20 protein-coding genes and 1 riboswitch are annotated in these 22,791 nt (G+C 66.8%); of the genes, 7 read left to right on the top strand and 13 right to left on the bottom strand.

Annotated elements, in window-relative coordinates; translation table 11 throughout:
* The first annotated feature begins 13 nt into the window (after positions 1-13).
* Positions 14-2,503 carry a TonB-dependent siderophore receptor gene (locus INR38_RS14785; RefSeq protein WP_207442333.1) on the top strand — a complete coding sequence of 830 codons (2,490 nt, stop codon included), beginning with the start codon at positions 14-16 and terminating at the stop codon, positions 2,501-2,503.
* Between the two features lie 6 nt (positions 2,504-2,509).
* Here the strand turns inward: INR38_RS14785 and INR38_RS14780 are convergent, their stop codons facing one another.
* From INR38_RS14780 to INR38_RS14770, 3 genes are all read right to left on the bottom strand, one after another.
* Positions 2,510-3,592, bottom strand: coding sequence for a metallophosphoesterase (locus INR38_RS14780; protein ID WP_013801428.1), 1,083 nt, complete (start codon positions 3,590-3,592; stop codon positions 2,510-2,512).
* 95 nt (positions 3,593-3,687) lie between these two features.
* Complete coding sequence (locus INR38_RS14775; protein ID WP_207442334.1) at positions 3,688-4,188, bottom strand: dihydrofolate reductase; 501 nt, start codon at positions 4,186-4,188, stop codon at positions 3,688-3,690.
* Positions 4,189-4,209: 21 nt separating this feature from the next.
* On the bottom strand, positions 4,210-5,034 hold the full coding sequence (locus INR38_RS14770; RefSeq protein ID WP_012206769.1) for a thymidylate synthase: 825 nt from the start codon (positions 5,032-5,034) through the stop codon (positions 4,210-4,212).
* Between the two features lie 175 nt (positions 5,035-5,209).
* On the opposite strand from INR38_RS14770, the gene INR38_RS14765 reads away from it, so the two are divergent.
* Positions 5,210-5,794 (top strand): hypothetical protein, encoded by a 585-nt coding sequence (locus INR38_RS14765; protein ID WP_034396206.1) that lies wholly within the window; start codon positions 5,210-5,212, stop codon positions 5,792-5,794.
* A 114-nt stretch (positions 5,795-5,908) separates the two neighbouring features.
* On the opposite strand, the gene INR38_RS14760 is transcribed toward INR38_RS14765, so the two are convergent.
* Positions 5,909-7,333, bottom strand: a complete 1,425-nt coding sequence (locus INR38_RS14760) for an FAD-binding oxidoreductase (RefSeq protein WP_071956512.1) — start codon at positions 7,331-7,333, stop codon at positions 5,909-5,911.
* Positions 7,334-7,376: 43 nt separating this feature from the next.
* On the bottom strand, positions 7,377-7,775 hold the full coding sequence (locus INR38_RS14755; RefSeq protein ID WP_013801432.1) for a DUF2069 domain-containing protein: 399 nt from the start codon (positions 7,773-7,775) through the stop codon (positions 7,377-7,379).
* Positions 7,776-7,882: 107 nt separating this feature from the next.
* Here INR38_RS14755 and INR38_RS14750 point away from each other — a divergent pair, with 107 nt between their 5' ends.
* The gene (locus tag INR38_RS14750) at positions 7,883-9,229 is read left to right on the top strand and encodes a YihY family inner membrane protein (RefSeq protein WP_013801433.1); all 1,347 of its coding nucleotides are present in this window, start codon (positions 7,883-7,885) and stop codon (positions 9,227-9,229) included.
* 16 nt (positions 9,230-9,245) lie between these two features.
* Here the strand turns inward: INR38_RS14750 and INR38_RS14745 are convergent, their stop codons facing one another.
* The gene (locus INR38_RS14745) at positions 9,246-9,599 is read right to left on the bottom strand and encodes a DUF962 domain-containing protein (RefSeq protein ID WP_012206764.1); all 354 of its coding nucleotides are present in this window, start codon (positions 9,597-9,599) and stop codon (positions 9,246-9,248) included.
* 218 nt (positions 9,600-9,817) lie between these two features.
* On the opposite strand from INR38_RS14745, the gene INR38_RS14740 reads away from it, so the two are divergent.
* Complete coding sequence (locus INR38_RS14740; RefSeq protein ID WP_207442336.1) at positions 9,818-10,645, top strand: alpha/beta hydrolase; 828 nt, start codon at positions 9,818-9,820, stop codon at positions 10,643-10,645.
* 13 nt (positions 10,646-10,658) lie between these two features.
* Here the strand turns inward: INR38_RS14740 and INR38_RS14735 are convergent, their stop codons facing one another.
* A complete protein-coding gene (locus INR38_RS14735) occupies positions 10,659-13,091 on the bottom strand; it encodes an acetamidase/formamidase family protein (protein WP_207442338.1) in 2,433 nt (810 codons plus the stop codon).
* A 160-nt stretch (positions 13,092-13,251) separates the two neighbouring features.
* Here INR38_RS14735 and INR38_RS14730 point away from each other — a divergent pair, with 160 nt between their 5' ends.
* A complete protein-coding gene (locus INR38_RS14730) occupies positions 13,252-14,727 on the top strand; it encodes an acetamidase/formamidase family protein (protein WP_013801436.1) in 1,476 nt (491 codons plus the stop codon).
* 36 nt (positions 14,728-14,763) lie between these two features.
* Here INR38_RS14730 and INR38_RS14725 read toward each other — a convergent pair whose 3' ends face one another.
* Together INR38_RS14725 and INR38_RS14720 are read right to left on the bottom strand one after the other, a co-directional pair.
* The gene (locus tag INR38_RS14725) at positions 14,764-15,573 is read right to left on the bottom strand and encodes an alpha/beta hydrolase (protein WP_034396198.1); all 810 of its coding nucleotides are present in this window, start codon (positions 15,571-15,573) and stop codon (positions 14,764-14,766) included.
* Positions 15,574-15,595: 22 nt separating this feature from the next.
* Positions 15,596-16,894: an O-acetylhomoserine aminocarboxypropyltransferase gene (locus INR38_RS14720; protein WP_012206759.1), complete on the bottom strand. Its 1,299-nt coding sequence runs from the start codon at positions 16,892-16,894 to the stop codon at positions 15,596-15,598.
* Between the two features lie 106 nt (positions 16,895-17,000).
* Here INR38_RS14720 and INR38_RS14715 point away from each other — a divergent pair, with 106 nt between their 5' ends.
* Complete coding sequence (locus tag INR38_RS14715; RefSeq protein WP_012206758.1) at positions 17,001-17,453, top strand: CBS domain-containing protein; 453 nt, start codon at positions 17,001-17,003, stop codon at positions 17,451-17,453.
* A gap of 154 nt (positions 17,454-17,607) precedes the next feature.
* Here INR38_RS14715 and INR38_RS14710 read toward each other — a convergent pair whose 3' ends face one another.
* Positions 17,608-18,105 carry an AraC family transcriptional regulator gene (locus tag INR38_RS14710; RefSeq protein WP_197943972.1) on the bottom strand — a complete coding sequence of 166 codons (498 nt, stop codon included), beginning with the start codon at positions 18,103-18,105 and terminating at the stop codon, positions 17,608-17,610.
* A 199-nt stretch (positions 18,106-18,304) separates the two neighbouring features.
* On the opposite strand from INR38_RS14710, the gene aroC reads away from it, so the two are divergent.
* Complete coding sequence (gene aroC, locus INR38_RS14705) at positions 18,305-19,402, top strand: chorismate synthase (RefSeq protein ID WP_013801440.1); 1,098 nt, start codon at positions 18,305-18,307, stop codon at positions 19,400-19,402.
* A 66-nt stretch (positions 19,403-19,468) separates the two neighbouring features.
* On the opposite strand, the gene nrdR is transcribed toward aroC, so the two are convergent.
* From nrdR to INR38_RS14690, 3 genes are all read right to left on the bottom strand, one after another.
* Positions 19,469-19,924, bottom strand: coding sequence for a transcriptional regulator NrdR (nrdR, locus tag INR38_RS14700; protein ID WP_012206755.1), 456 nt, complete (start codon positions 19,922-19,924; stop codon positions 19,469-19,471).
* 22 nt (positions 19,925-19,946) lie between these two features.
* Positions 19,947-21,194, bottom strand: a complete 1,248-nt coding sequence (gene glyA, locus INR38_RS14695; protein WP_034396192.1) for a serine hydroxymethyltransferase — start codon at positions 21,192-21,194, stop codon at positions 19,947-19,949.
* Between the two features lie 34 nt (positions 21,195-21,228).
* Positions 21,229-21,404: riboswitch (ZMP/ZTP riboswitch) on the bottom strand.
* Between the two features lie 137 nt (positions 21,405-21,541).
* Entirely contained in the window at positions 21,542-22,453 is a 912-nt protein-coding gene (locus INR38_RS14690; RefSeq protein ID WP_034396191.1) for a lytic transglycosylase domain-containing protein, read from the bottom strand.
* Positions 22,454-22,791: the final 338 nt, after the last annotated feature.

Here is a 22,791-nt window from a genome sequence, read left to right as displayed (position 1 = left end):
GAAGAGATATTTCATGGTCCAACGACTTGCTCACACTGCGGCACCGGCCTTCCGGCGCCATTCGCTGGCACTGGCTGCCAGCACCACGCTGGCGCTGTGCGCCGTCAGCGCAGCCCTTGCGCCGCAAACCGCGCAGGCCCAGGCCCAGTCACCCTCCGAAGTGCGCAGCTACGCCATACCGGCAGGCCCGCTGGAAGGCGCGCTGGCCCGCTTCGCCCAGGAAAGCCGCGTCATGCTGTCGTACACGGCGGTCGACATCGCGGGCAGGCGCAGCGCGGGCCTGAGTGGAAACCATGCAGCGCCTGCGGCCCTGGATGCGCTGCTGGCCGGCACGGGGCTGGCCGCCCATGCGCAGCCCAATGGCGGCTATGCGCTGCGCCCCTTGCCCGAGGTGCGCACATCGCGCGGCCAGGCCGCCGCTGGGGCAGAGGCGGGCCTGCCGGCCGTCATGGTGACCGACACGCGCATCCGTGACGGTGTCACCGAAGGCTCGGACTCCTACACCAGCGGCACGGTCACGCTGGGCAAGACCGCGCAGGCGCTCAAGGACATTCCGCAATCGGTCAGCGTGCTCACGCGCCAGCGCATGGATGACCAGGGCATGACCAACCTGCCCGACGCCATCCACAACGCCACCGGCATGGTGGCCGTGCAGGGCGTGGGCGCGGGCCTGGCCATCAATTCGCGCGGCTTTGCGGTGGACTCGCTGCAGTACGACGGCCTGCCGTTCACGCGCAATACCTACAGCCTTGGCAACTGGGAGCAGGAGTCGCTGGTTTTCTATGACCGCGTGGAGATCCTGCGCGGCGCGGCCGGCCTGCTGCAGGGTGCGGGCAGCCCCGGCGGCGCGATCAACCTGGTGCGCAAGCGCCCGGGCCGCGAGCGCTCCGTGGTCTTCACGGGCAAGCTCGGCTCCCATGACCACTACGGCCTGCAGATGGATGCCAGCACGCCGCTCAATGCCGAAGGCACGCTGCGCGGCCGCGTGGTGCTGGACGGGGACTACAGCCACGGGTTCACCGAATACACGCGCGACCGCGTGCGCAACATCTACGCGGCGCTGGACTACGACATCAGCGCCAGCACCACGGTGGGCCTGGCCGTGGGGCAGCGCCACAGCCGCTCGCGCCCCATGATCGTGGGCCTGCCGCGCTTTGCCGACGGCAGCGACATCGGCCTGCCGCGCTCCACCTACACAGGCGCCATGTGGAACCGCGCAGGCAATGACCAGAACATGCTGTTCGCCGACCTGGAACACCGCTTCAATGCGGACTGGCGCTTCAAGATGGTGGGCATGGCCATGAACGAGAAGAACACCAACGTGCACCAGCGCGCCGTGGGCCCCATCAAGCCCGATGGCAGTGGCATGAGCTACGGCGATTTCGGCGTGGACTTCAACAACCAGCAGCGTGGCCTGGACATGTCGCTGTCGGGCCGCTTCAAGGCGCTGGGCATGGAGCAGGAAGTGCTGCTGGGCGCCAACTACGCTGGCTACACCACCAGCGACCGCTTCGTGCGCGCCTGGACCGCGGGCGGCAACATCTTCGATATAGACCACAACCGCCCCTGGCAGGACATGGAAAGCATCGCCGCGCGTGGCGCGGATGTGCGCAGCAATTACGACATCACGCAAAAGGGCCTGTACGGCACCTGGCGTGTCAGGCCCACGCAGGCGCTCACGCTGATCGCCGGAGGGCGCCTGGGCTGGTATGACTTCGCCTACCGCGCGCAATCGGGCGATTCTTCCACCAGCAAGACCACGGGGCGTTTCATCCCCTACGCGGGTGCCGTCTATGCGCTCAACGACAACTGGTCGCTGTACAGCAGCTACTCCACCGTCTTCGAGCCGCAGACCGCGCGCACCGTGCAGGGCGACCTCATCAAGCCGGTGCAGGGCCGCAACTACGAGGCCGGCATCAAGGGCGAGATGGCCGACGGCCGCCTGAACATGGCATTGGCCGTGTTCCGCTACGAGCACAAAAACCGCGCCGTCAACGACTACGACAGCGGCTTTGCATGTGATGACTGGTACTGCTCGCGCTCCTCCGGCAAGGTGCGCAGCCAGGGCCTGGAGGCCGAGATCTCCGGCAAGGTGGCCACAGGCCTGGAACTGGCGGCGGGCTACACCTACAACACCACGCGCTACCTGTCCGACCCCGACTACCAGGGTCAGATCTTCAACACCTGGACGCCCCGGCACATGCTGCGCCTGTGGGGCAGCTACCGCCTGCCGGGCGAGCTGGGCCGCTGGACGGTGGGCGCGGGCGTGAATGCGCAGACCGACACCCTCAGCTCCGACCGAGCCTTCCGCCTGGCAGGCTTTGCGCTGTGGAATGCACGCGTGGCCTACCAGGTCTCGCCCGAGCTGAGCGTGGCGCTCAACGTCAGCAACCTGCTGGACAAGCGCTACTACGTGCCTTCTTACAACACGGTGTCGGGCAACAACTACTACGGTGCGCCCAGGTCGCTGTTGCTGACGCTGCGCTACGCGCCGCGGATCTAGCGCGTGTTATGCGGCAGCGGCCGCCGCAACGCCGAACTCCTCGCTGTCCGCCTGGGCACCGTCGTCGAAGACCAGGCGGCGCTCGGGCCAGCGCATGGCGGCAAGCTTGAAGCGCTGCTGCGGGTCCTCGCCCGCCAGGCGGGCGTTCCAGCGGCCACCGACCGAGTAGTCCACGCAGAACACATTGCCGCGCCGGCCATGCCAGGACAGCGGACCGGTCTGGCCGAACAGGTTCTCGGCCTGGGCGCCATGGAAGGACGGGCCGCCCCGGTTCAGGCGCCGCCAGTAGTGGCCCACGACCACGGCCTGGGCATCCTCATATTCGTTCCACCAGGCCACGCGCTCGACGAAGCGCCACTTGCCGCCCGCGTAGAAGGGATTGCGGCATTCGCGCTCCACGCCCGAGGTCAGCACCTTCAGCGGATTGACCATGGCCTTGGCCAGTTCGCTCTCGCTGTGCGCGGGCAGGAAGGGCGGCAGCCAGTTGCGGTCTTCCAGGTCATGCGGCCATTGCTGGCGTTCGGCACGCATGCGCTCGGCCACCTTGTTGACCTGGGCCTGCTGGGCGGCCAGGGCCTCGTAGTGGTCATAGGCGCTGCGTGCGCTGCCCAGCGGCAGCTCGCGCGCCATGGCGATCTGCTGCGGGCGCCAGGCCGCATGGACCACGCGCAGGTCCTCGCGCTCCATGGCGATCGGCAGGCGTTCCAGCAGGGCCAGGGTGTCAGGGATATCGCACAGCGGCATGCGCGCGAACGGCGCGTACTTGGGCGTATCGGAGGCCACGCGGCTGTCGAAGAACCAGCCGGAGCCGTCCTTGGCATCCTCGCGCAGCAGGTTGATTTCATGGTTGCCGAGCACGGCCAGCGCATGGCCCGACTCCAGCATGGGCACGACGCGGGCGAGCACGCCCGGGCTGTCGGGCCCCCGGTCGCAGAAGTCGCCGACGAAGACCAGGCGCCGACCCTGGGGATGGCGGCCCAGCGCGTCGTAGCCCAGGTGCCCCAGCAGCTGGTCCAGCGCCTCGGACTCTCCATGGATGTCGCCGACGATGTCGAGCGGACCGGGGGGCAAGGGCTGGACGAGGCTCATGGCGAAGAGGCGCGAAAGACGGCGAAGGCGTGGAAAAACGACATTATTTGCACAGACCCGCCGCGCCCGCCAGCCCCGTGTGCGACAGGGGTATGTCAGCGTCGTTGCAGGCGCACAAAGCTGTAGGGCAGCCCGTTGGCGGCCACATGGCGGCTGCGTGACGCTTCCTGCCACTCGGGGCCGAGCGTGGGGGCGAAGGCATCGCCTTCGTAGTCACGCTCTATCTCGGTCACCTCGATGCTGTCGGCCAGCGGCAGGGCCTGGGCGTAGATCTGGGCACCGCCCATGACCCAGACGTCGGCCGATGCCTGGCGGCCCAGTTCCATGGCCTGCTCCAGGCTGGTGGCATGCAGCACGCCGGGGGCGGCCGGCTCGGGCGCCCAGTCCTCCTGGCGCGTGACGACGATGTTGGTGCGCCCGGGCAGCGGCCTGAAGCGGGCCGGCAGCGAGTCCCAGGTCTTGCGGCCCATGACCACGGCCGAACCCTGGGTCAATTGCTTGAAGTGCGCCAGGTCCTCGGGCAGGTGCCAGGGCATGGCATTGTCCTTGCCGATGACGCCGTTGGCGGCGCGTGCGTAGATGAGATGGATGGCCATCGGGAGGGTCTTTCTGCAGCCTCAGACGGCCACGGGGGCCTTGATGGGCTCGTGGTGCTGGTAGCCGACGACCTCGAAGTCCTCGTACTCGTAGCCGAAGATGGAGTCGGGCCGGCGCTTGATCTGCAGCGTCGGGTAGGCGAAGGGCTGGCGCGCCAGCTGGGTCTCGACCTGGGCGAAGTGGTTGTTGTAGATGTGGCAGTCGCCGCCGGTCCAGACGAAGTCGCCCACCTGCAGGTCGCATTGCTGGGCCAGCATGTGGGTCAGCAGCGCGTAGCTGGCGATGTTGAAGGGAACACCCAGGAAGATGTCCGCGCTGCGCTGGTACAGCTGGCAACTGAGCTTGCCGTCGGCCACATAGAACTGGAAGAAGGCGTGGCAGGGCATGAGCGCCATCTGCGGCAGGTCGGCCACGTTCCAGGCGCTGACGATGATGCGGCGGCTGTCCGGGTTGCTCTTGAGCTGCTTGACCACTTCGGCGATCTGGTCGATGTGGCCGCCGTCCGGCGTGGGCCAGTTGCGCCATTGCACGCCGTAGACCGGACCCAGGTCGCCGTCCTCGCGTGCCCATTCGTTCCAGATGGTGCAGCCGCGCTCCTGCAGCCAGCGCACGTTGCTGTCGCCGCGCAGGAACCACAGCAGTTCCAGGATGATGGATTTAAGGTGCACCTTCTTGGTGGTGACCAGCGGAAAGCCTTCGGACAGATCGAAGCGCATCTGGTGCCCGAACACGCTGCGCGTACCCGTTCCGGTACGGTCGGTCTTGGACACGCCATGTTCGTAGACATGGCGCATGAAATCTTCGTACTGTGAGCGGGCAGGGCGGGGCGCGGCAGTCATGTTCATGGCGGGGATTATCCCTTGATGAATACGGCGCCTTGTCCGACGGCATCCATGCCCCTCGAAACAAGGTTTGCAACCCCGGGTGCGAAAATGGCTGCCGACGGGCGCCGGAGTCTTGCCTGGGCTTTCACACCGGCGCCATGGTTTTTTCGCATCCGCTTTGACAAGGAGCTTGCGCATGTCTTCCATGCTCTCCCCCTGGCAGGCCGGAATCGCACTGGGTGCCGCCATGCTGGCGCTGACAGCCTGTGATCCGCGCTCTCCCACCGTTCCCACTCCCAAGGCCGTGCAGTCCGTGGCACTCGATGTGGCCGCGCCCGCGCCCGCATTGACGCTGAACTTTCCCGAGCGCACCCGCCTGCCGTCCACGGCCAAGGCTGGCGAGCCCGGCCTGGACAGCCTGGCCGAGTACCTGGGCAAGTACCCCTATGACGGCACCAACTATCTGGAGCAAGGCGTGCTGGCCGAGCGGCTCAAGGCGCTGCTGGGCACCAGCTACCCGACCCTGCTGAGCAATATGCGCACCGTGGGCCCGCTGACCAAGGAAGGCGATGTCTGGAGCATCGTCGGCCTGCGCCCGCACCAGGGCGGCGAGGAGATGGGCGCCATCGTGATCGATCCCGCGCGCAACGCACTGCGCGTGTGGCTGCTGACCGATGGCAAGCAGACCGACTTCTCCGACGCGGCCGGTGCCGACATCGCCTGGCCCAGCCAGGTGCAGAAGTCCTTTGCTGTGGTCGAGAGCAACAAGCCCGCTTCCTGATCTGCACCTGGCCGCACCTGGCCGAGTTTGGCCGCACCTGACCGCGTTTGGATGCAAGAAGGGGCAGCGCCGCCACGCGGCCCTGCCCCTTCTTGATAAGCCGGCGCTGCCCGATCAGGCGCGCGCCAGGATGCAGCCGGGATTCATCAGGCCTTGAGGATCCAATGCCTGCTTGATGGCGCGCATCATGCCCAGGGCCACGGGCGACTGGTACTTTTCCAGCTTGTCCACCTTGAGCGCGCCCACGCCGTGCTCGGCAGAGAACGAGCCGCCGAATTCGGCCACGGCTTCATAGACGAGGTGGTTGACCAGGTGCTCTCGCTCGTTGAGGAAGGCCTTGGCGTCGCCGCCCTCTGGCGCCTGCACGTTGTAGTGCAGGTTGCCGTCGCCCAGGTGGCCGAAGTTGACCAGGCGCACACCCGGGATCTCGCGCTGCAGCACGGCATCGGTGTGCTCGACGAAGGCGGGAATGCGCGATGCCGCAATGGAGATGTCGTGCTTGATGTTCAGGCCTTCCTCGGCCTGGGCCAGTGGAATGCTTTCGCGGATGTGCCACAGCTCATGGGCCTGCGACAGGCTTTCGGCCACCACGGCGTCAAGCACGCAGCCGTCCTCGAAGGCCAGCTCCAGCAGGGCCTCGAAACGCTCGCGCGCATGCTGCTCGGACTCGCTGTCCGAGTTCTCGACCAGCACGTAATAGGGCGGCGCGCCGTCCAGGCCCGCAAAGGGCACGCGCAGCTGGGGCATGTGCTTGATCACCAGGGACAGCGCGAACTGGCCCATGACCTCGAAGCCCGTCAGCCCCGCGCCCAGATGCCTGTGCGCCATGCCCAGCAGGCGCACGGCCGCTTCCATGGACGGCACGGCGGCAAAGGCCGTGAGCTGGGCCGCAGGCTGCGGGAACAGCTTCATGGTGGCGGCGGTGATGATGCCCAGCGTGCCTTCGCTGCCGATGAACAGGTCGCGCAGGTCGTAGCCGGTGTTGTCCTTGCGCAGGCCCTTGAGGCCGTCCCAGACCTCGCCCTGCGGCGTGACCACTTCCAGGCCCAGGCACAGCTCGCGCGTGTTGCCGTAGCGCACCACCTGGGTGCCGCCGGCGTTCGTGCCCAGGTTGCCGCCAATGGTGCAGCTGCCTTCGGCGGCCAGCGACAGCGGGAACAGCAGGCCCTCTTTCTCGGCAAGCTCCTGCAGGCTTTGCAGGATGCAGCCGGCCTCGACGGTAAAGCTCAGGTTGTCGCGATCGATGTGGCGCACGGCATTCAGGCGCGTGAGGCTGAGCACGACCTGCGTGCCGCTGTCGTCCGGCGTGGACCCCACCGACAGGCCGGTGTTGCCGCCCTGGGGAATGATGCTGGTGCCTGCGGTCGCGCATTCGCGCACCACGGCAGCCACCTCGGCCGTGCTGGCCGGGCGCACCACGGCCAGGGACTTGCCGCGCACGCGGCGGCGCCAGTCCTGTTCATAGGCGACGAGGTCGCCCTCGGTGAGGACATGGGCTTCGCCGACGATCTGGCGCAGGCGTTCAAGCAGTGCAGTCATGTTGCAACTTCTTTCAAAGACGTGAAGGCATGAAAACGGGGACTCAGCCGCCGGCCGCCTGGGCCGCGCGGCGCGCGCTGCGCTGGCGCCAGCGCACATGCAGGGCGCAGGCGGTGAACAGCATCAGGCACAGGAAAACTTCGAGCAGCGCCAGCCAGCGGCCGGGCGCCGCGTCGCTCCAGGCGCGCACCACGCCCTCGGTGAAATAGATCCACACCAGCAGGCTGACCCAGCGGTAGGTATACATGCGGTGCTTGAGCAGGCCGATCAGCGGAATCGCCAGCGGAAGGGCCTTGAGCACCAGCCAGGAGCCCCCTGGCCGCATGGGCGCCAGCCACAGTTCCCAGGCCAGGCTCAGCACGATCAGGCCCATGAGGCTGGAGACCGCCAGCCAGCGGGTGGCGGCGACATCGGCGCCGGGGCGAGAAATGGAATCAGTCATCGGGGTGGCATCATATCGGCCATGGTCTTGTCCTTTGAACATGTGATTGCTTGGATGGTCACGCGCGTTCCCGTTTCAGGCACGCGCGTTGCAGCGGAGATATGGCGATGAGCGGCGGCCCCGGGCAGGAGCCTGCCGGTGGCCTGGAGGACGGTGCCGTTGCACTGCCCGCGCCCGAACAGGAGCGCAGCCTTTCGCTGATGGAGCGGCCCGAGCCTGTGGTGCCCCCATCCTGGCGCGAGCGCCTGCGCTGCTTTCCCTGGCGCAATACCGCGCACACGCTGCGCGAACGCTTTCGCGAGGACCGGCTGGGCGTCACCGCCAGCAGCCTGACCTTCACCACGGTGCTGGCCCTGGTGCCGTTCTTCACGGTGGCGCTGGCGCTGTTCACGGCGTTTCCCATCTTCTCGCGCGTGCAGATCGTGCTGGAGCGCTGGCTGATCGACAGCCTGATTCCGGAGACCATTGCGCGCCAGGTGCTGGGTTATCTGACGCAGTTCGCCTCCAAGGCCAGCCAGCTGGGCATGGCCGGTTTTTCCATTCTGGTGATCACGGCGGTCGCGCTGATCCTCACCATAGACCGCACGCTCAACAACATCTGGCGCGTGCGCCAGCTGCGGCCGCTGGGCCAGCGCGTGCTGATCTACTGGGCCGCGATCACGCTGGGCCCGCTGGTGCTGGGCCTGAGCCTGGTGCTGTCGTCCTATGTGATGTCGGCCTCGCGCGGGCTGGTCAATGCGCTGCCCGAAGGGTTGCGCTTCATCTTCGATTCCATCGAGTACCTGGCGCTGGCCGCTGGCATGGCGGGCCTGTACCACTATGTGCCCAACACGGCGGTGCGCTGGCGCCATGCCTGGGTGGGCGGCCTGTTCGTGGCCACCTGCATGGAGCTGGCGAAGAAGGCGCTGGGCCTGTACCTGGCCTCGGTGCCTACCTATTCGGTCATCTACGGCACCTTTGCCACCTTGCCGATCCTGCTGATCTGGATCTACATGGCCTGGATCATCGTGCTGCTGGGCGCCGTGGTCACCGCGTATCTGCCCATCGTCATGGCCGGCGTGCAGCGCATGCCCGGACAGCAGGGCTGGCAGTTCGAGATGGCCGTGGAAATCCTGCAGTACCTGGAGCAGGAGCGCGAGTCGCCCGCCAAGGGCCTGTATGCCAGCGATCTGGCACGCCGCCTGCATGTGGACTGGCAGCAGATCGATCCGGTGCTGCAGGCGCTGTCCGTGCTCGACTGGGTGGGAACGGTGCAGGCGCCAGGCGTTGCGGCGGGCAGCGAGGGCACCGAGCCCCGCTACATGCTGCTGGTGGACCCGCAACACACGCCCTTGGCCCCCCTGGTCGAACGCCTGCTGCTGGCTCCTTCCGCGGCCGTGCAGCCGCTGTGGGAGCGCACGGGCCTGGCGGGCATGACGCTGGCCAGCCTGCTGGAGAGCCGGCCCCGGCCGTAGTGCCCGGCGCGGCGCTTTAGAGCGCAATGCGTCCGGTGAGGATGTCGCGCCACATCACCCAGTCGCCGCGAAAGCTGTACAGCGGGCGCTTGAAGCTGGCGGGCCGGTTTTTCTCGAAGCCGAAGTGCCCTATCCAGGCAAAGCCGTAGCCGAACAGCAGGCCGCCGAGCAGGAACCAGAAATTGCCGGTCAGGAACAGCGCGAACAGGCACAGCAGCGCCAGCGTGGAGCCGACGAAGTGCAGGCGCCGGCAGGTACGGTTGCTGTGTTCCTGAAGGTAGAACGGATAGAACTCGGCAAAGCTCTTGAACTGGCGCGGGTCCACGGCAGCCTGTGCGGCGCCGGGCAGGGGAGCGGAAGCGTGTGACATGGCAGGCCTTCGCGTGCATGGGGTGGCTTCAACTTATACGCCGCTGCCTGGCCTTTCACCATCGGAGGAACCCGCGCGCCCGGGTTCGCAAAAGCTGCCCCGAGAGAGACAAAAGCTGCCGCATTCCGCCCCGCGCGTCGCCACGGTGTCGCCCTCTGGCGGCATGCAGGCGCATGATGTCTGCCGGGCCGGCGCCGACCGGCATGGAGTTTTTTTCGATGCCTTCCTCGTGCATGACCGACATCCCCGCATCCTTGAACGAAATCCGCATTCCCACGCCGCAGGGCAGCATCTACGTCAGGCGCTGGCAGGCGCCGGCGGCCGGCGAAGGCGAACAAGGCCCGGCGCGCGCGCCCATCGTGCTGCTGCACGACTCGCTGGGCTCGGTGGCGCTGTGGCGCGATTTCCCGCAGCAATTGGCCGAGGCCACGCGCCGCGATGTGCTGGCCTATGACCGGCTGGGCTTTGGCCAGTCCGATCCCTATCCGGGCACGCTGGGGCCGGGCTTTGTGGCCCGGGAGGCAGAGACCGTGTTCCCGGCCGTGCACCAGGGGCTGGGCCTTGAGGATTTCATTGTGCTGGGCCACAGCGTGGGCGGCGGCATGGCCGCCATGGTGGCGGCCCGATATGGCGCGCAGTGCAAGGCGGTGATCACGGAGTCCGCCCAGGCCTTTGTGGAAGATCGCACCTTGCAGGGCATTCGCGCGGCCCAACAGGATTTCGCCCGGCCCGGCCAGCTGGCGCGCCTGGAGAAATACCACGGCGACAAGGCCGCCTGGGTGCTGTCTGCCTGGGTCGATACCTGGCTGTCCCCGCCTTTTGCCGACTACCGGCTGGACGAGGCGCTGGAGCGCGTGTGCTGCCCGGTGCTGGCCATCCATGGAGAGCTCGACGAGTTCGGCTCCCTGGTCCACCCCGAGCGCATCCGCGACCGCGCCAGCGGCCCGGTGGAAGTGGAGATCGTGGCCGGCGGCGGCCACGTCCCCCACCGCGAGCAGCCCGAGCGCATTGCCCAGCGCATCGCCCGCTTCCTGGCACGGGTCTGATCCCGGGTGGGCTTCATGGGCCCTCCTGGGCGGACGCCGAGAGTTCCGGCGGAAACAGCGTCTTCTTGATCACGGCGTGCACGCCCCAGTTGCCGTCGACCACCTGCGTCACGGCGAAGTCCACGGCCACGGAGATCAGCGATACGGCCTCGTCCTCGTCCAGCCCGTGGGCCAGCATCAGATAGCGCCTTGCCTTGTGGAAGGCGTCACGCATGGCGCCTTCCAGCGATGACTTGCGATAGACCTGGGACTGCGCCTGGCTGCCCAGTTCGGCCAGGTGGTCGGTGAAGCTGAAGCCCTGTATCACCCATTCGGAGCCGGTCTCCAGGAAAGGGTGGTCCAGCTCTGCAAGGAAGCGGTTGTCCAGCGCGGCGCGCTTGTGCACCCGCAGCTCGAAGCTGCCGGTCAGCGAACATTCGATGGCCGTGCCACACAGTTCCGAGTCGCCTTGGGATGCATGCGGGTCTCCCACCGAAAACAGCGCGCCTGGCACCGATACGGGCAGGAAGAGCGTCGCGCCCTTGCCGGCACGCCAGTTGTCCAGGTTGCCGCCGAAGTAGCTCGGCGGTATGGAGTCGATCAGGCCGGCCTCTCGCGGTGCCACGGCCAGCATGCCGAAATGCGGACGCAGCGGCACGCGTGCCTTGTCCAGCACACCAAAGCGCCGTGTGATGCTGGCGGGGTCCACGGGCACGCCCGGGTAGTCGATGGTCGGATGGACCACGCCGAAGGGGTCGGTCTGCGGCGTCCAGCGGTAGTTGTAGACAGCGCGGGCCGTGGGCTCCTCGGGCAGTGCGTGGTCGATTTCGTAGATGGTGACCACTTCGCGCTGGCGGGGCTCCGTGATCTGGTCGCGGTAGTGAAAGCCCCACCAGGCGGCGGCGTTGCTGCCGAAGACACGGCCGTGGTGAGCGGGGCTGCAGCTGGGGCGTGGCTGCACATCGAGGATGCGTATCTCCAGCAGGTCGCCGGGTTCGGCCTCATGCACATAGATGGGGCCGGTGCAGATGTGCACGCCGAAGCCCTCGCCCGCGCCGCGGCCGTAGATCGAGGCGTCCATCGGGCCCGCGCCGCGCCGGTCCACGGCCTTCTGGGCCGCGGTCCAGTGGAACACGCTTTCGGCGCCCGGATCGCCTTCGATCATGCGTTCCCAGTCGTCCGAGGCATGCTGGGTCAGCGTCTCCATGGTCACTACGTCACCCGAGCGCACCGAAAGCACGGGCTTGAGTGAACGGCTCAGGTAGCCCCAGTGCACGGTCTTGTCGGAGACCGGAAGGTAGTAATGCTGGGGCGACGCACCGCCATTGTCTGCGTGCGCCGAGCGCTTGGGCACAAGGGCCAGCGCCTGGGCGTAGCGTGCATGGTCGCGCAGCAGGGCCTGGAACGGGCTGTGTGCCAGGCGCGCTGCGGCCGGTTCTGCACCCTGTGCAGCGCTCTCGGCGGGCGAGGGGCGTCCGCGCTGGCCGGGCGGCGCATCCTGCACGCGCGCCGGACTGGTGCGATAGGCCTTGGGGGACAGACCATAGCGGGCCGTGAAGGCGCGGCTGAAGTTGGCGGCATCGCCAAAGCCCCAGCGAAAGCACAGCTCGGCAATGGAGAAATGCTGCAGCGAGCGGTTGCTCAGGTCCATGCGGCAGCGCTCCAGCCGGCGTTCGCGCAGGTAGGTGCTGAAGCTGGTGGCCGCTCCCTTGAACAGCTTTTGCAGATAGCGCGTGGACAGCCCCTCGGCGTCGGCGATGGCATCGATGGACAGTTCGGCATCGCCCAGCCGGGTTTCGATGGCGCGGCAGATGCGGCGCAGATGGCCAAGCTGCACGGCGCTGGGCGGCTCGGTCGCCTCGGCCTGCTCCTGCTCGGGATTGCCGGCGCGCGGTGTCAGGCAGGTGACCAGCATGTCGGTGAGCGTGGCCTCCACCGACAGCAGATCGTCCTGTGCCAGTGTGTCGATCTGCTCTGCCAGTGAGGCCGCCATTGCCATGCACATGGCCCCCACGCCGCCTGTCCCGCCGATGTGCCTGGCCTCGGGCGGGCACGAGCGCAGCAGGCGCAACAGAAAGCTCGAGGACTCCAGCCGCGCCAGCAGCAGGCGGCCGTCGCCGGGCAACTGCAGCTGCCAGTCCCGGTCTGACTCCAGCAGCAGGGCCGAGCCGGCCTTGATCGGGAACGCGGCGTCCTCGATCACCGCATCGGCGCTGCCTTGCAGCAAGGCGCACAGCAGCAGGCCCGGGCCGCGCAGCCGCTTGGCCACGGCCCGCAGCGTCAGGGGCGAGGTGGCCAGCGTGATGAACACCGATCCCAGTGGCGAGCTGCGCAGCGCCAGGTGGGTGGCCGGTGGCGTGGGCGCTTCGCCATGGATGTCTGCCCTGGACAGCGCCTCATTGAGCGCAGCCTGCCGCAAGGCATCGGGAAATGCGTGGGTGGAAAAGCGTCTTGGATCGTCGTGCATCAGGGGCGAACTATGAACGCCCGCGTACTGCCTGTCCAAGCCCGGCGCACTGGATGGCAGCCGCGACAAGTTTTTGTGCGCGCAGGAACAACCGGCCTGGACATGCTCGCCTGGACACTGGCGCTGCCGGCACCGATCCACAACAGCAGGAGTATTTTCGATGACCATCCCCCACCAGGAACATATCTGCGGCCCGGGCTGCCAGCACGGTGCTTCGCCAGCCGACGAGAAGCTGATCCGCGAGGAATTCCAGGTTGCACGCCGTTCCTTCCTGCGCGACGCCATGGTGGTCGGTGGCGGCGCGGTCTCGGCCGGCGCCATCAGCGGCGCGATGGCACCGTCCCGGGCCTTTGCCCAGGGCGCGCCTGGCGCCCGGGCCGGCCAGGGCATGGCCAGCCACTACTACATTCCCGCCTCTGCCAGCACCGTGCTCTGGGGCTACTTCAGCAGATCGGCCAAGCCGGTGGTCGAAGTCGAATCGGGTGACTACGTGACCATGGAGACGCTGACCCACCACGCCAATGACGATGCCGAACGCATGGTCCGGGGCGACCCTGGCGCCGAGAGCGTGTTCCACTGGGACAGCCAGCGCAAGAACGTCGATCGCCGGGGCGCCGGTCCCATGGATGCCAAGAACGGCGCAGGTGGCGGCCAGGGCGTGCACATCTGCACGGGGCCGGTACGCATCAAGGGCGCACAGCCCGGCGATGTGCTGGAAGTGCGCATCATTGATGTGGTGCCACGCCCCTCGGGCAACCCGCAGTTCAAGGGCCGGACCTTCGGCAGCAATGCGGCGGCGAACTGGGGCTTTCACTATGGCGACACGCTCACCGAGCCCCGAAAGCGCGAGGTGGTCACCATCTACGAGGTGGATGCGACCGGCGAGCGCAACTGGGCCCGCGCCGTCTACAACTACCGCTGGACGCCACAGACCGACCCCTTCGGCGTGGTCCACCCGACCATCGACTATCCGGGCGTGCCCGTGGACCACCGCACGATCAGCAAGAACGAAAACGTGCTGCGCAATATCCGCGTTCCCGTGCGCCCGCACTTCGGCACCATCGGCGTGGCGCCGGCCGAGGTGGAGATGGCCAGCTCCATTCCGCCCAACCACACGGGCGGCAACATCGACAACTGGCGCATCGGCAAGGGGGCGACCATGTATTTCCCCGTGGCCGTGCCAGGGGCCAACTTCACCGTGGGCGATCCGCATGCCTCGCAGGGGGACTCCGAACTGTGCGGCACGGCCATCGAGTGCTCGCTGACCGGCACCTTCCAGCTGGTCCTGCACAAGAAGGCGGACCTGCCTGGAACGCCGCTGGCCGAACTGGCCTATCCGCTGCTCGAAACCCAGGACGAATGGCTGCTGCACGGCTTCAGCTACGCCAACTACCTGGCGGAGCTGGGGCCTGATGCGCAAAACCAGATCTTCAAGAAGTCTTCCGTGGACCTGGCGCTGCGCGACGCCTATCACAAGATGCGCCATTTCCTCATGACCACCCAGGGGCTGGGAGAGGACGAGGCCATCTCGCTGATGTCGATTGCCGTGGACTTCGGCATCACCCAGGTGGTGGATGGCAACTGGGGCGTGCACGCGCTCGTGAAAAAGAGCATCTTCCCCGCGCGCGGCGCGTGAGTGCGTCCGGGCCCTGCGGGCAGGACCCGGCCGGGCTCAGCGCGCCAGGAAATCCCGGATGGCGAACAGCGTCTGGTCGGGCGCCTCGGTCATCTGGTTGTGGCCGCTGGGCAGGTGCACGATGCTGACCTGGCGCTGCGCGCCCCGGGCCGCCTCGATCAGGCCCTTGGCGGCCTTGGGCGGCGTCATCTGGTCCTGCTCGCCCAGGGCGAACAGGACCGGGCATTGCAGCGCCGCCATGGCCGCCTCGCCGCCCGCGTAGCTGTCGCAGGCCTTGAAGCCGGTGTGCAGCAGGTTGGTGCGGTCATTGCTGGCCAGCACGCGCCGGCCCAGCGCCATGCCGGCGCCGAATACCCAGCTGCCTGCGCCGCTGGGTGGCGCCAGCGTGGCGCGCGAGAACACATTGACCATGCGGATGGCCTGCTCGGGCGTGCTGAGCGCGGAGTCCAGCAGGGCGGGCGAGACCTTCATCGGATAGGCCGTGCCCACCAGCGCCAGGTGGCTGACGCGCGCGCCCAGCCGGGCGGCCGCTTCCATGGCGATCAGGCTGCCCCAGCTGTGGCCTACCAGTGCGGCCTTCCCGATGCCTGCCGCATCCATGAGCTGGCCGATGAAATCCGCTGCTGCCTCCACGCTGGCGGGCGCGTCACCCGCGCTGCGGCAGTGGCCGGGCAGGTCTATGGCCAGCACGTTCCAGCCGTGGTTGGCCAGGTAGCGGCTTTGCAGGGCCCAGACGCTGTGGTCGCACAGCACGCCGTGGATGAGGATGGCCGTGGGCTGGGCGGGGTTGAAGGCCTTGCCGCCGGTATAGGCGTAGATGGCGTGGCCCTGAACATCGATCTTCATTGTTGGTGTCTCCCTTGTCGGCTCACGCTGCCTTTTCAGCGGCCTTGAGGGCGCGCTTGAGGTCATCGATCAGGTCGTCGGCATCCTCCAGTCCGATGGACAGGCGTATCGTGCCCTGGCCGATGCCGGCCTGAGCCAGTGCTTCGTCGCTCATGCGGAAATGCGTGGTGCTGGCCGGATGGATCACCAGGCTGCGGCAGTCGCCCACGTTGGCCAGGTGGCTGAAGACCTTGAGCGTCTCGATGAACTTGCGCCCCTGGTTGCGGTTGCCCTTGATGTCGAAACTGAACACCGAGCCCGCGCCGCGCGGCAGCAGCTTCTTTGCCAGTTGGTGCGAGGGATGGGTCTCCAGCAGCGGGTGGCCCACGCGGCCCACCAGCGGATGGCTGGCCAGGAATTGCACCACCTTCTCGGTATTGCGGATGTGGCGCTCCATGCGCAGTGGCAGCGTCTCTATGCCCTGCAGGATCAGCCAGGCCGTGTGCGGGCTCATGCAGGCGCCGAAGTCGCGCAGGCCTTCGCGCCGCGCGCGCAGCAGGAAGGCGCCGGTGCTGCTTTCCTCGCTGAACACCATGTTGTGGAAGCCGTCGTAGGGCTCGGTCAGCTCCGGGAAGCGCCCCGACTTTTCCCAGTCGAAGCTGCCGCCATCCACCACGATGCCGCCGACCACGGTGCCGTGGCCCGACAGGAACTTGGTGGCCGAGTGGTAGACGATGTCCGCGCCATGCTCCAGCGGCTTCATCAGCCAGGGCGAGGTCAGCGTGGAGTCCACCAGCAGCGGCACGCCGGCTTCATGGGCTATGGCGCTGATGGTGGGGATGTCCAGCACATCCAGGCCCGGGTTGCCCACCGTCTCGCCGAAGAACAGCTTGGTGTTGGGACGCACCGCGGCGCGCCAGCCGTCGATGTCGCCGGGCTTGACGAAGGTGGTCTCTATGCCGAAGCGCGCCAGCGTGTAGTGCAGCAGGTTCTGCGAGCCGCCGTACAGCGCCGTGCTGGCTACGATATGGCTGCCCGCGCCCATGAGCGTGGCCACCGACAGGTGCAGCGCTGCCTGCCCACTGGCCACGGCGATGGCGCCCACGCCGCCTTCCAGGGCCGAGACGCGCTGCTCCAGCACGGCGTTCGTGGGATTGGAGATGCGGCTGTAGACGTGCCCTGGGCGCTCCAGGTTGAACAGCGAGGCCGCATGGTCGCTGGACTCGAACACGAACGAGGTCGTGAGGTGGATGGGCGTCGCGCGCGCTCCGGTGGCGGGGTCGGGCTGTGCGCCCGCGTGCAGCGCCAGGGTGTCAAAGCCGGGGTCCGAGTAGCCGGGCATTCCTGTCTCCATGGTTGTCAAGGCAAGCGGGCATTGTGGGCTATATTTCCTGTCAGACACGGGCTTGCCGCAACCACGGCGACACAGACAAATTTGGAGATACGGCATGAAAGTAAGTGACATCCTGCGCGTCAAGGGCAACACCCTCTACACGGTGTCGCCGGACGAAAGCCTGGCCAGCGCGGTGCAGGTGATGTCGGAGCGCGATATCGGCTCCCTCGTGGTCATGGAGCATGGCGACGTGGTCGGCATGCTGACCTTCCGCGAAGTGATCCAGGGCTTCGTCAAGCACGGCGGGGTGGGCGAGACGCTGGTGCGCTCGGCCATGGACGACGCTCCCATGACCTGCACCATGGAAACCGACATGGACGAGGTGCGCCGCATGATGCTGGACCGCCACGCACGCTACATGCCGGTGATGGACAAGCGCATGCTCATGGGCGTGATCAGCCTGTACGACGTGGCCAAGGCCGTGGTGGACAGCCAGAACTTCGAGAACCGCATGCTCAAGGCCTACATCCGCGACTGGCCCGAGGGCGAGCGCCAGGGCGCAGACTGATCGTCGGGGCGATATCGACCTTTCGACCATTCGACCGTTTCACCTAGGGCAGCAAGGCCTCCGAACGCAAAATGCGGCGGAGGCCTTTGTCTTTGTGCGCAGGGCGCAAAGCAGACAGTCGCGTGAACAGCGAATGGATGGGCCGCAGGACCTGTCAGTGCACGCGGCGGCGTTTGGGCTTGAGCAAGGCGCTGGGCGGCACGTCATAGGCCTGTCTGAAGACACGGCTGAAGTGCGAGAAGCTGGTGAAGCCACAGGCCAGCGCCACATCGGTCACGCGCCGCGCATTGTCTGCCCGAAGCAGCAGGTGCGCCTGGGCCAGCCGTTCGTTCCAGAGCCAGCGGCTCGGGGTCAGTCCTTCGGTGGCAAACAGCCGCGCCAGGCTGCGCAGCGACATGCCCATGTCCTGGGCCACCTGCAAGGGCTTGAGCTCGGGGTCGTCGAGCCGGGCCCGCATGTACTGCTTGGCCTGGGCAAGCCTGTTGCGGGTTCTGAAATCGCCAGGGCTGGACGATGTCAGCAGCACATTCAGCAGCGAGGGGCGAAGGTCCTGCTCCTCGTCCTTGGGCTGAAGGCCTGGCGATGCCGGTGGAGTGCTGCCCGCAGGGTCGCTGTGATCCTGGCTTTGCGTTGAGTCGTAAGAGGCCTGCATTTCACGAACCTCCCGCAGTTTGCGGCTGGTGCCTGTGTGGTGATCCGCAGGCGGTTGAAAAAGGGTGGATTGCAATTTTAACTATGAATATTCGTAATCCGATAGCTATATTTGTTTTTGCTGGACGATGGCTGCCTGCGCAATGCACCGCCGCCGCAGGCACGGCGCTTGCGGGCTACCCGGGCATAATCGTCGGCCTATGAGCGGCAACACCTTCGGCACCCTATTCACTGTCACCAACTTCGGCGAATCGCATGGCCCGGCCATAGGCTGCGTCATCGACGGCTGTCCGCCCGGCATGGCGCTGAACGAAGCGGATATCCAGCAAGAACTGGATCGCCGCCGTCCCGGCACCAGCAAGTTCGTGACCCAGCGCAACGAGCCCGATGCGGTGGAAATCCTCTCGGGCGTCTACGAAGGCCGCACCACGGGCACGCCGATCGCGCTGCTGATCCGCAATACCGACCAGCGCAGCAAGGACTACTCCAACATTGCGCAGAGCTTTCGTCCCGGCCATGCCGACTACGCCTACTTCCAGAAATACGGCATCCGTGATCCGCGCGGCGGCGGCCGTTCCTCGGCACGGCTGACGGCCCCCACGGTGGCCGCTGGTGCCGTGGCCAGGAAGTGGCTCAAGGAAAAGTTCGGCACCGAGTTCCGCGCCTGCATGACCCAGGTGGGCGAGCTGTCGCTGCCCTTCGAGAGCTGGGAGCATGTGCGCAACAACCCCTTCTTTGCGCCGGTGGCCGATGTGTCCCAATACGAGGAATACATGGATGCGCTGCGCAAGTCGGGCGACTCCTGCGGCGCGGCGCTGCGCGTGCAGGCCAGCGGCATGCCGGTGGGCCTGGGCCAGCCGCTGTATGACCGCCTGGATGCCGACGTCGCCTACGCCATGATGGGCCTGAACGCGGTCAAGGCCGTGGAGATCGGTGCCGGTTTCGACAGCGTGGTCCAGCGCGGCACCACGCACGGTGACTCGCTGAGTCCCGAAGGCTTTCGCAGCAACAACGCCGGTGGCATCGTCGGCGGCATCAGCACGGGTCAGGATCTGGAAGTGCGCATAGGCATCAAGCCCACCAGTTCCATCATCACGCCGCGCGAATCCATCGACGTGCAGGGCCAGAGCACCGAGGTCATCACCAAGGGTCGCCACGACCCCTGCGTCGGCATCCGCGCAGCGCCCATCGCCGAGGCGCTGCTGGCCCTGGTGGTGATGGACCATGCGCTGCGCCACCGCGCACAGTGCGGTGACGTGGATTCGGGCCTGGCTCCCATCCCTGCCGCCGCACCCTGAAAGCACTGCCAGGCCACCAAAGAAAAAGCCGCCCAAGGGCGGCTTTCTTGCGTCCTGCCGGCCTGATCAGCCGGGATTGCGCACCTCATCCATGACGTTCTTGAAATCGTCCACATCCTCGAAGCTGCGGTAGACGCTGGCGTAGCGGATGTAGCCGACCTTGTCGAGCAGCTTGAGCTCGCGCATCACCATCTCGCCCAGGCGGCTGGAGAGCACTTCGCGCTCGCCCAGGTTGCGCAGTCGCTCCTCGATGCGCTCGATGGCGGCATCGATCTGCTCTGTGCTCACGGGGCGCTTGCGCAGCGCGATCTTGAACGAGCCCAGCAGCTTGGCGCGCTCGTACTCGATGCGCCGCCCGTCCTTCTTGACGATGGCGGGAAAGCTGACCTCGGGTCGCTCGTAGGTGGTGAAGCGCTTGTCGCAGCCGCCGCACTGGCGGCGGCGGCGGATGAAGCCCCCATCCTCGGCCTCACGGGTCTCCACGACCTGGGTGTCCGGATGGCTGCAGAACGGGCACTTCATGGCAGGCCTCTATGCGTGCAACTCAGGCGCCGTAGACCGGGAAGCGGGCCGTCAGCTCTGCCACCTGGGCGCGCACGCGGGCCAGGTTGGCTTCGTCGGCGGGGTTCTCCAGCACGTCGGCCAGCAGGTTGGCTGTCAGGCGGGCTTCCTCTTCCTTGAAGCCGCGCGTGGTCATGGCGGGCGTGCCCACGCGAATGCCGCTGGTCACCATCGGCTTTTCGGGATCGTTGGGGATGGAGTTCTTGTTGATCGTCATGTGGGCGGCACCCAGCGCGGCTTCGGCCGCCTTGCCGGTGATGCCCTTGGCGCGCAGGTCCACCAGCATGACGTGGCTTTCCGTGCGGCCGGAGACGATGCGCAGGCCGCGTGCCGTCAGCGTTTCCGCGACAACCTTGGCGTTCTTCACAACCTGCTCCTGGTAGGTCTTGAACTCGGGCGACAGCGCTTCCTTGAAGGCCACGGCCTTGCCGGCAATGACATGCATCAGCGGGCCGCCTTGCAGGCCGGGGAAGATGGCGCTGTTGATGGCCTTCTCGTGCTCGGCCTTCATCAGGATCACGCCGCCGCGCGGGCCGCGCAGGCTCTTGTGCGTGGTGGTGGTGACCACGTCGGCGTGGGGCACGGGGTTGGGGTACACGCCTGCGGCGATCAGACCGGCATAGTGGGCCATGTCCACCCAGAAGATGGCGCCGACTTCCCGGGCGATCTTGGCGAAGCGCTCGAAGTCGATGGCCAGGGCGTAGGCCGATGCGCCGGCCACGATGATGCGGGGCTTGTGCTCGCGCGCCAGCGCTTCCATCTTGTCGTAGTCGATGGCTTCTTCGGCATTCAGGCCGTAGGAGACCACGTTGAACCACTTGCCCGACATGTTCAGCGGCATGCCGTGCGTCAGGTGACCGCCTTCGGCCAGGCTCATGCCCATGATGGTGTCGCCGGGCTTGGCAAAGGCCATCAGCACGGCCTGGTTGGCCTGGGAGCCGGAGTTGGGCTGCACGTTGGCGGCTTCGGCGCCGAACAGCTTCTTGACGCGGTCGATGGCGAGCTGCTCGACCACATCGACGTTCTCGCAGCCGCCGTAGTAGCGCTTGCCCGGATAGCCTTCGGCGTACTTGTTGGTGAGCTGGGAGCCCTGGGCTTCCATGACGGCAGGCGAGCAATAGTTCTCGCTGGCGATCAGCTCGATATGTTCTTGTTGACGCAGGTTCTCGGCCTGGATGGCGGCAAAGACTTCGGCGTCGACCTTTTCGACGGTATTGGTGCGTTGAAACATGGCAGTCCTGTGAACTTGAAATTCCCTTGAGGCCAAGGGCTGCCCAGGCGAACGGCGGAACACTCCAGATCCCGCGTGCGCATGGAGGCTGGGCGGTACGCTCCCCGGTGGTTCACAGAAGGTGGTCCTTCTCGGGCCTTCTGCTGGTTTCCACGTCAGCGGCAGCGGTGCGTGAAGCGGCTGCGCCTATCGCCAGTTGCGTACCCCGCTAGTGTAGCTGAGCCGGTGGCGCCGAAGACCTGGCAGGGGCGTTGCAGAAGGCGTTTGCGTGGGCCACCTGCAGTTGGATCGGGCATGAAAAAAGCTGGCCTTGGCCAGCTGTGCACTCACTATGCCGGGAAGTCAGGCTACAGCGCCGGCTCCTGGGACTGAAGAGCCACCTGCTCGGAGCGGGCAGAGGTGTTGCTCGAGCTGACCGGCACGGCTGCAGGCGCAGCCGCTGCTGCCGGGCCCGAGGCCTCGGCCACGGGGGTGGCCGGCTTGGTGGAGGCGATCTGTACAGCCTGCCGGGGCTGATCGACCTTGGCGGTCATCAAAGGCACGGCACGCAGGCCGGCGGCCATGCGCAGGCGCTGGTGCTCGGCCAGCACCTTGGCGGCGTAGCCACCATCGGTGGGCAGGTTGGCCGCGCCCACGTAGTAGCGCAGGCCTCCTTCGATGGAGCCGGCGCGCTCGATGCATTCCTTGAGCACGCGCACGCCCACGCGCAGATTGCTGACCGGGTCGAAGGCAGCATTCTGGCCACCGAAGTTCTCATACTTGTCGGTATGCACCGTGGTCATCACCTGCATCAGGCCCTGCGCGCCGACAGCGCTTTGCGCAAACGGGTTGAAGCTGGATTCGATGGCCATGATGGCCAGGATCAGCGTCGGGTCCAGGCGGTTGACCTTGCCCAGGTCATAGGCCTCGCTGACCAGTGCCGCGATGGGCTCGGGCGCCACGCGGTACTTCTTGCTGAGCCAGAAGGCCACGGCTGCCTGCTCCTTGGGCAGGTTCTTGGGGTTGGTCGCCGTCGCCCGATCGCTGGCAGCGAGTTCGACGGGAACACCCAGCTCGGCCATCTGGCGAGCGGTCAGCCAGGAGCGCAGCTGGCTCTCTCCGGCATCGCGCAGGTCAGGGCGGGCGAACAAGGTGATGGCCATGAAGGCCACAGCAAGGCCCAGCAGGGCGAAGCTGTTGTGGATGATGGCAAGAAAACCGTTGGCCACATCGATGGCGAACGTTCGCGCGGCGGCGAAAAATTTTCCTGACGCTGGCATAGCTTTTTCCTTTCTAGGGGCACCAACCCGAAACGGCCTTCGCCGAAGCGAAGGCCGGTGAGGCTGACACCCTGGATTGGGTGCTGCGGATCCGGGAGGCTGGCGCTTGGTGCGCCATTGCGTTGTAGGCCTGCGGGATCTGCTCAGTCGTGAGGCAGCAGAAACAAAAAACGCTCTATTCGAGCGCTGGCGGATTCTAGGAGTTCACCAAATACACGGTCAACACTATGAAATCAACTTTTTAGATCAATGAATAATAATAAACCATGGATGCAAACACAGTTTTGAGGTCTTGAAGAGCGGGTGGCGTGCTACCGATGTACGCCGCTTCCGCCGTT

Origin of the sequence: Delftia sp. SD018 (genome assembly GCF_017355445.1) — a bacterium.
Classification (GTDB): domain Bacteria; phylum Pseudomonadota; class Gammaproteobacteria; order Burkholderiales; family Burkholderiaceae_C; genus Comamonas; species Comamonas acidovorans.
This window is presented reverse-complemented; position numbering and strand designations above follow the sequence as displayed.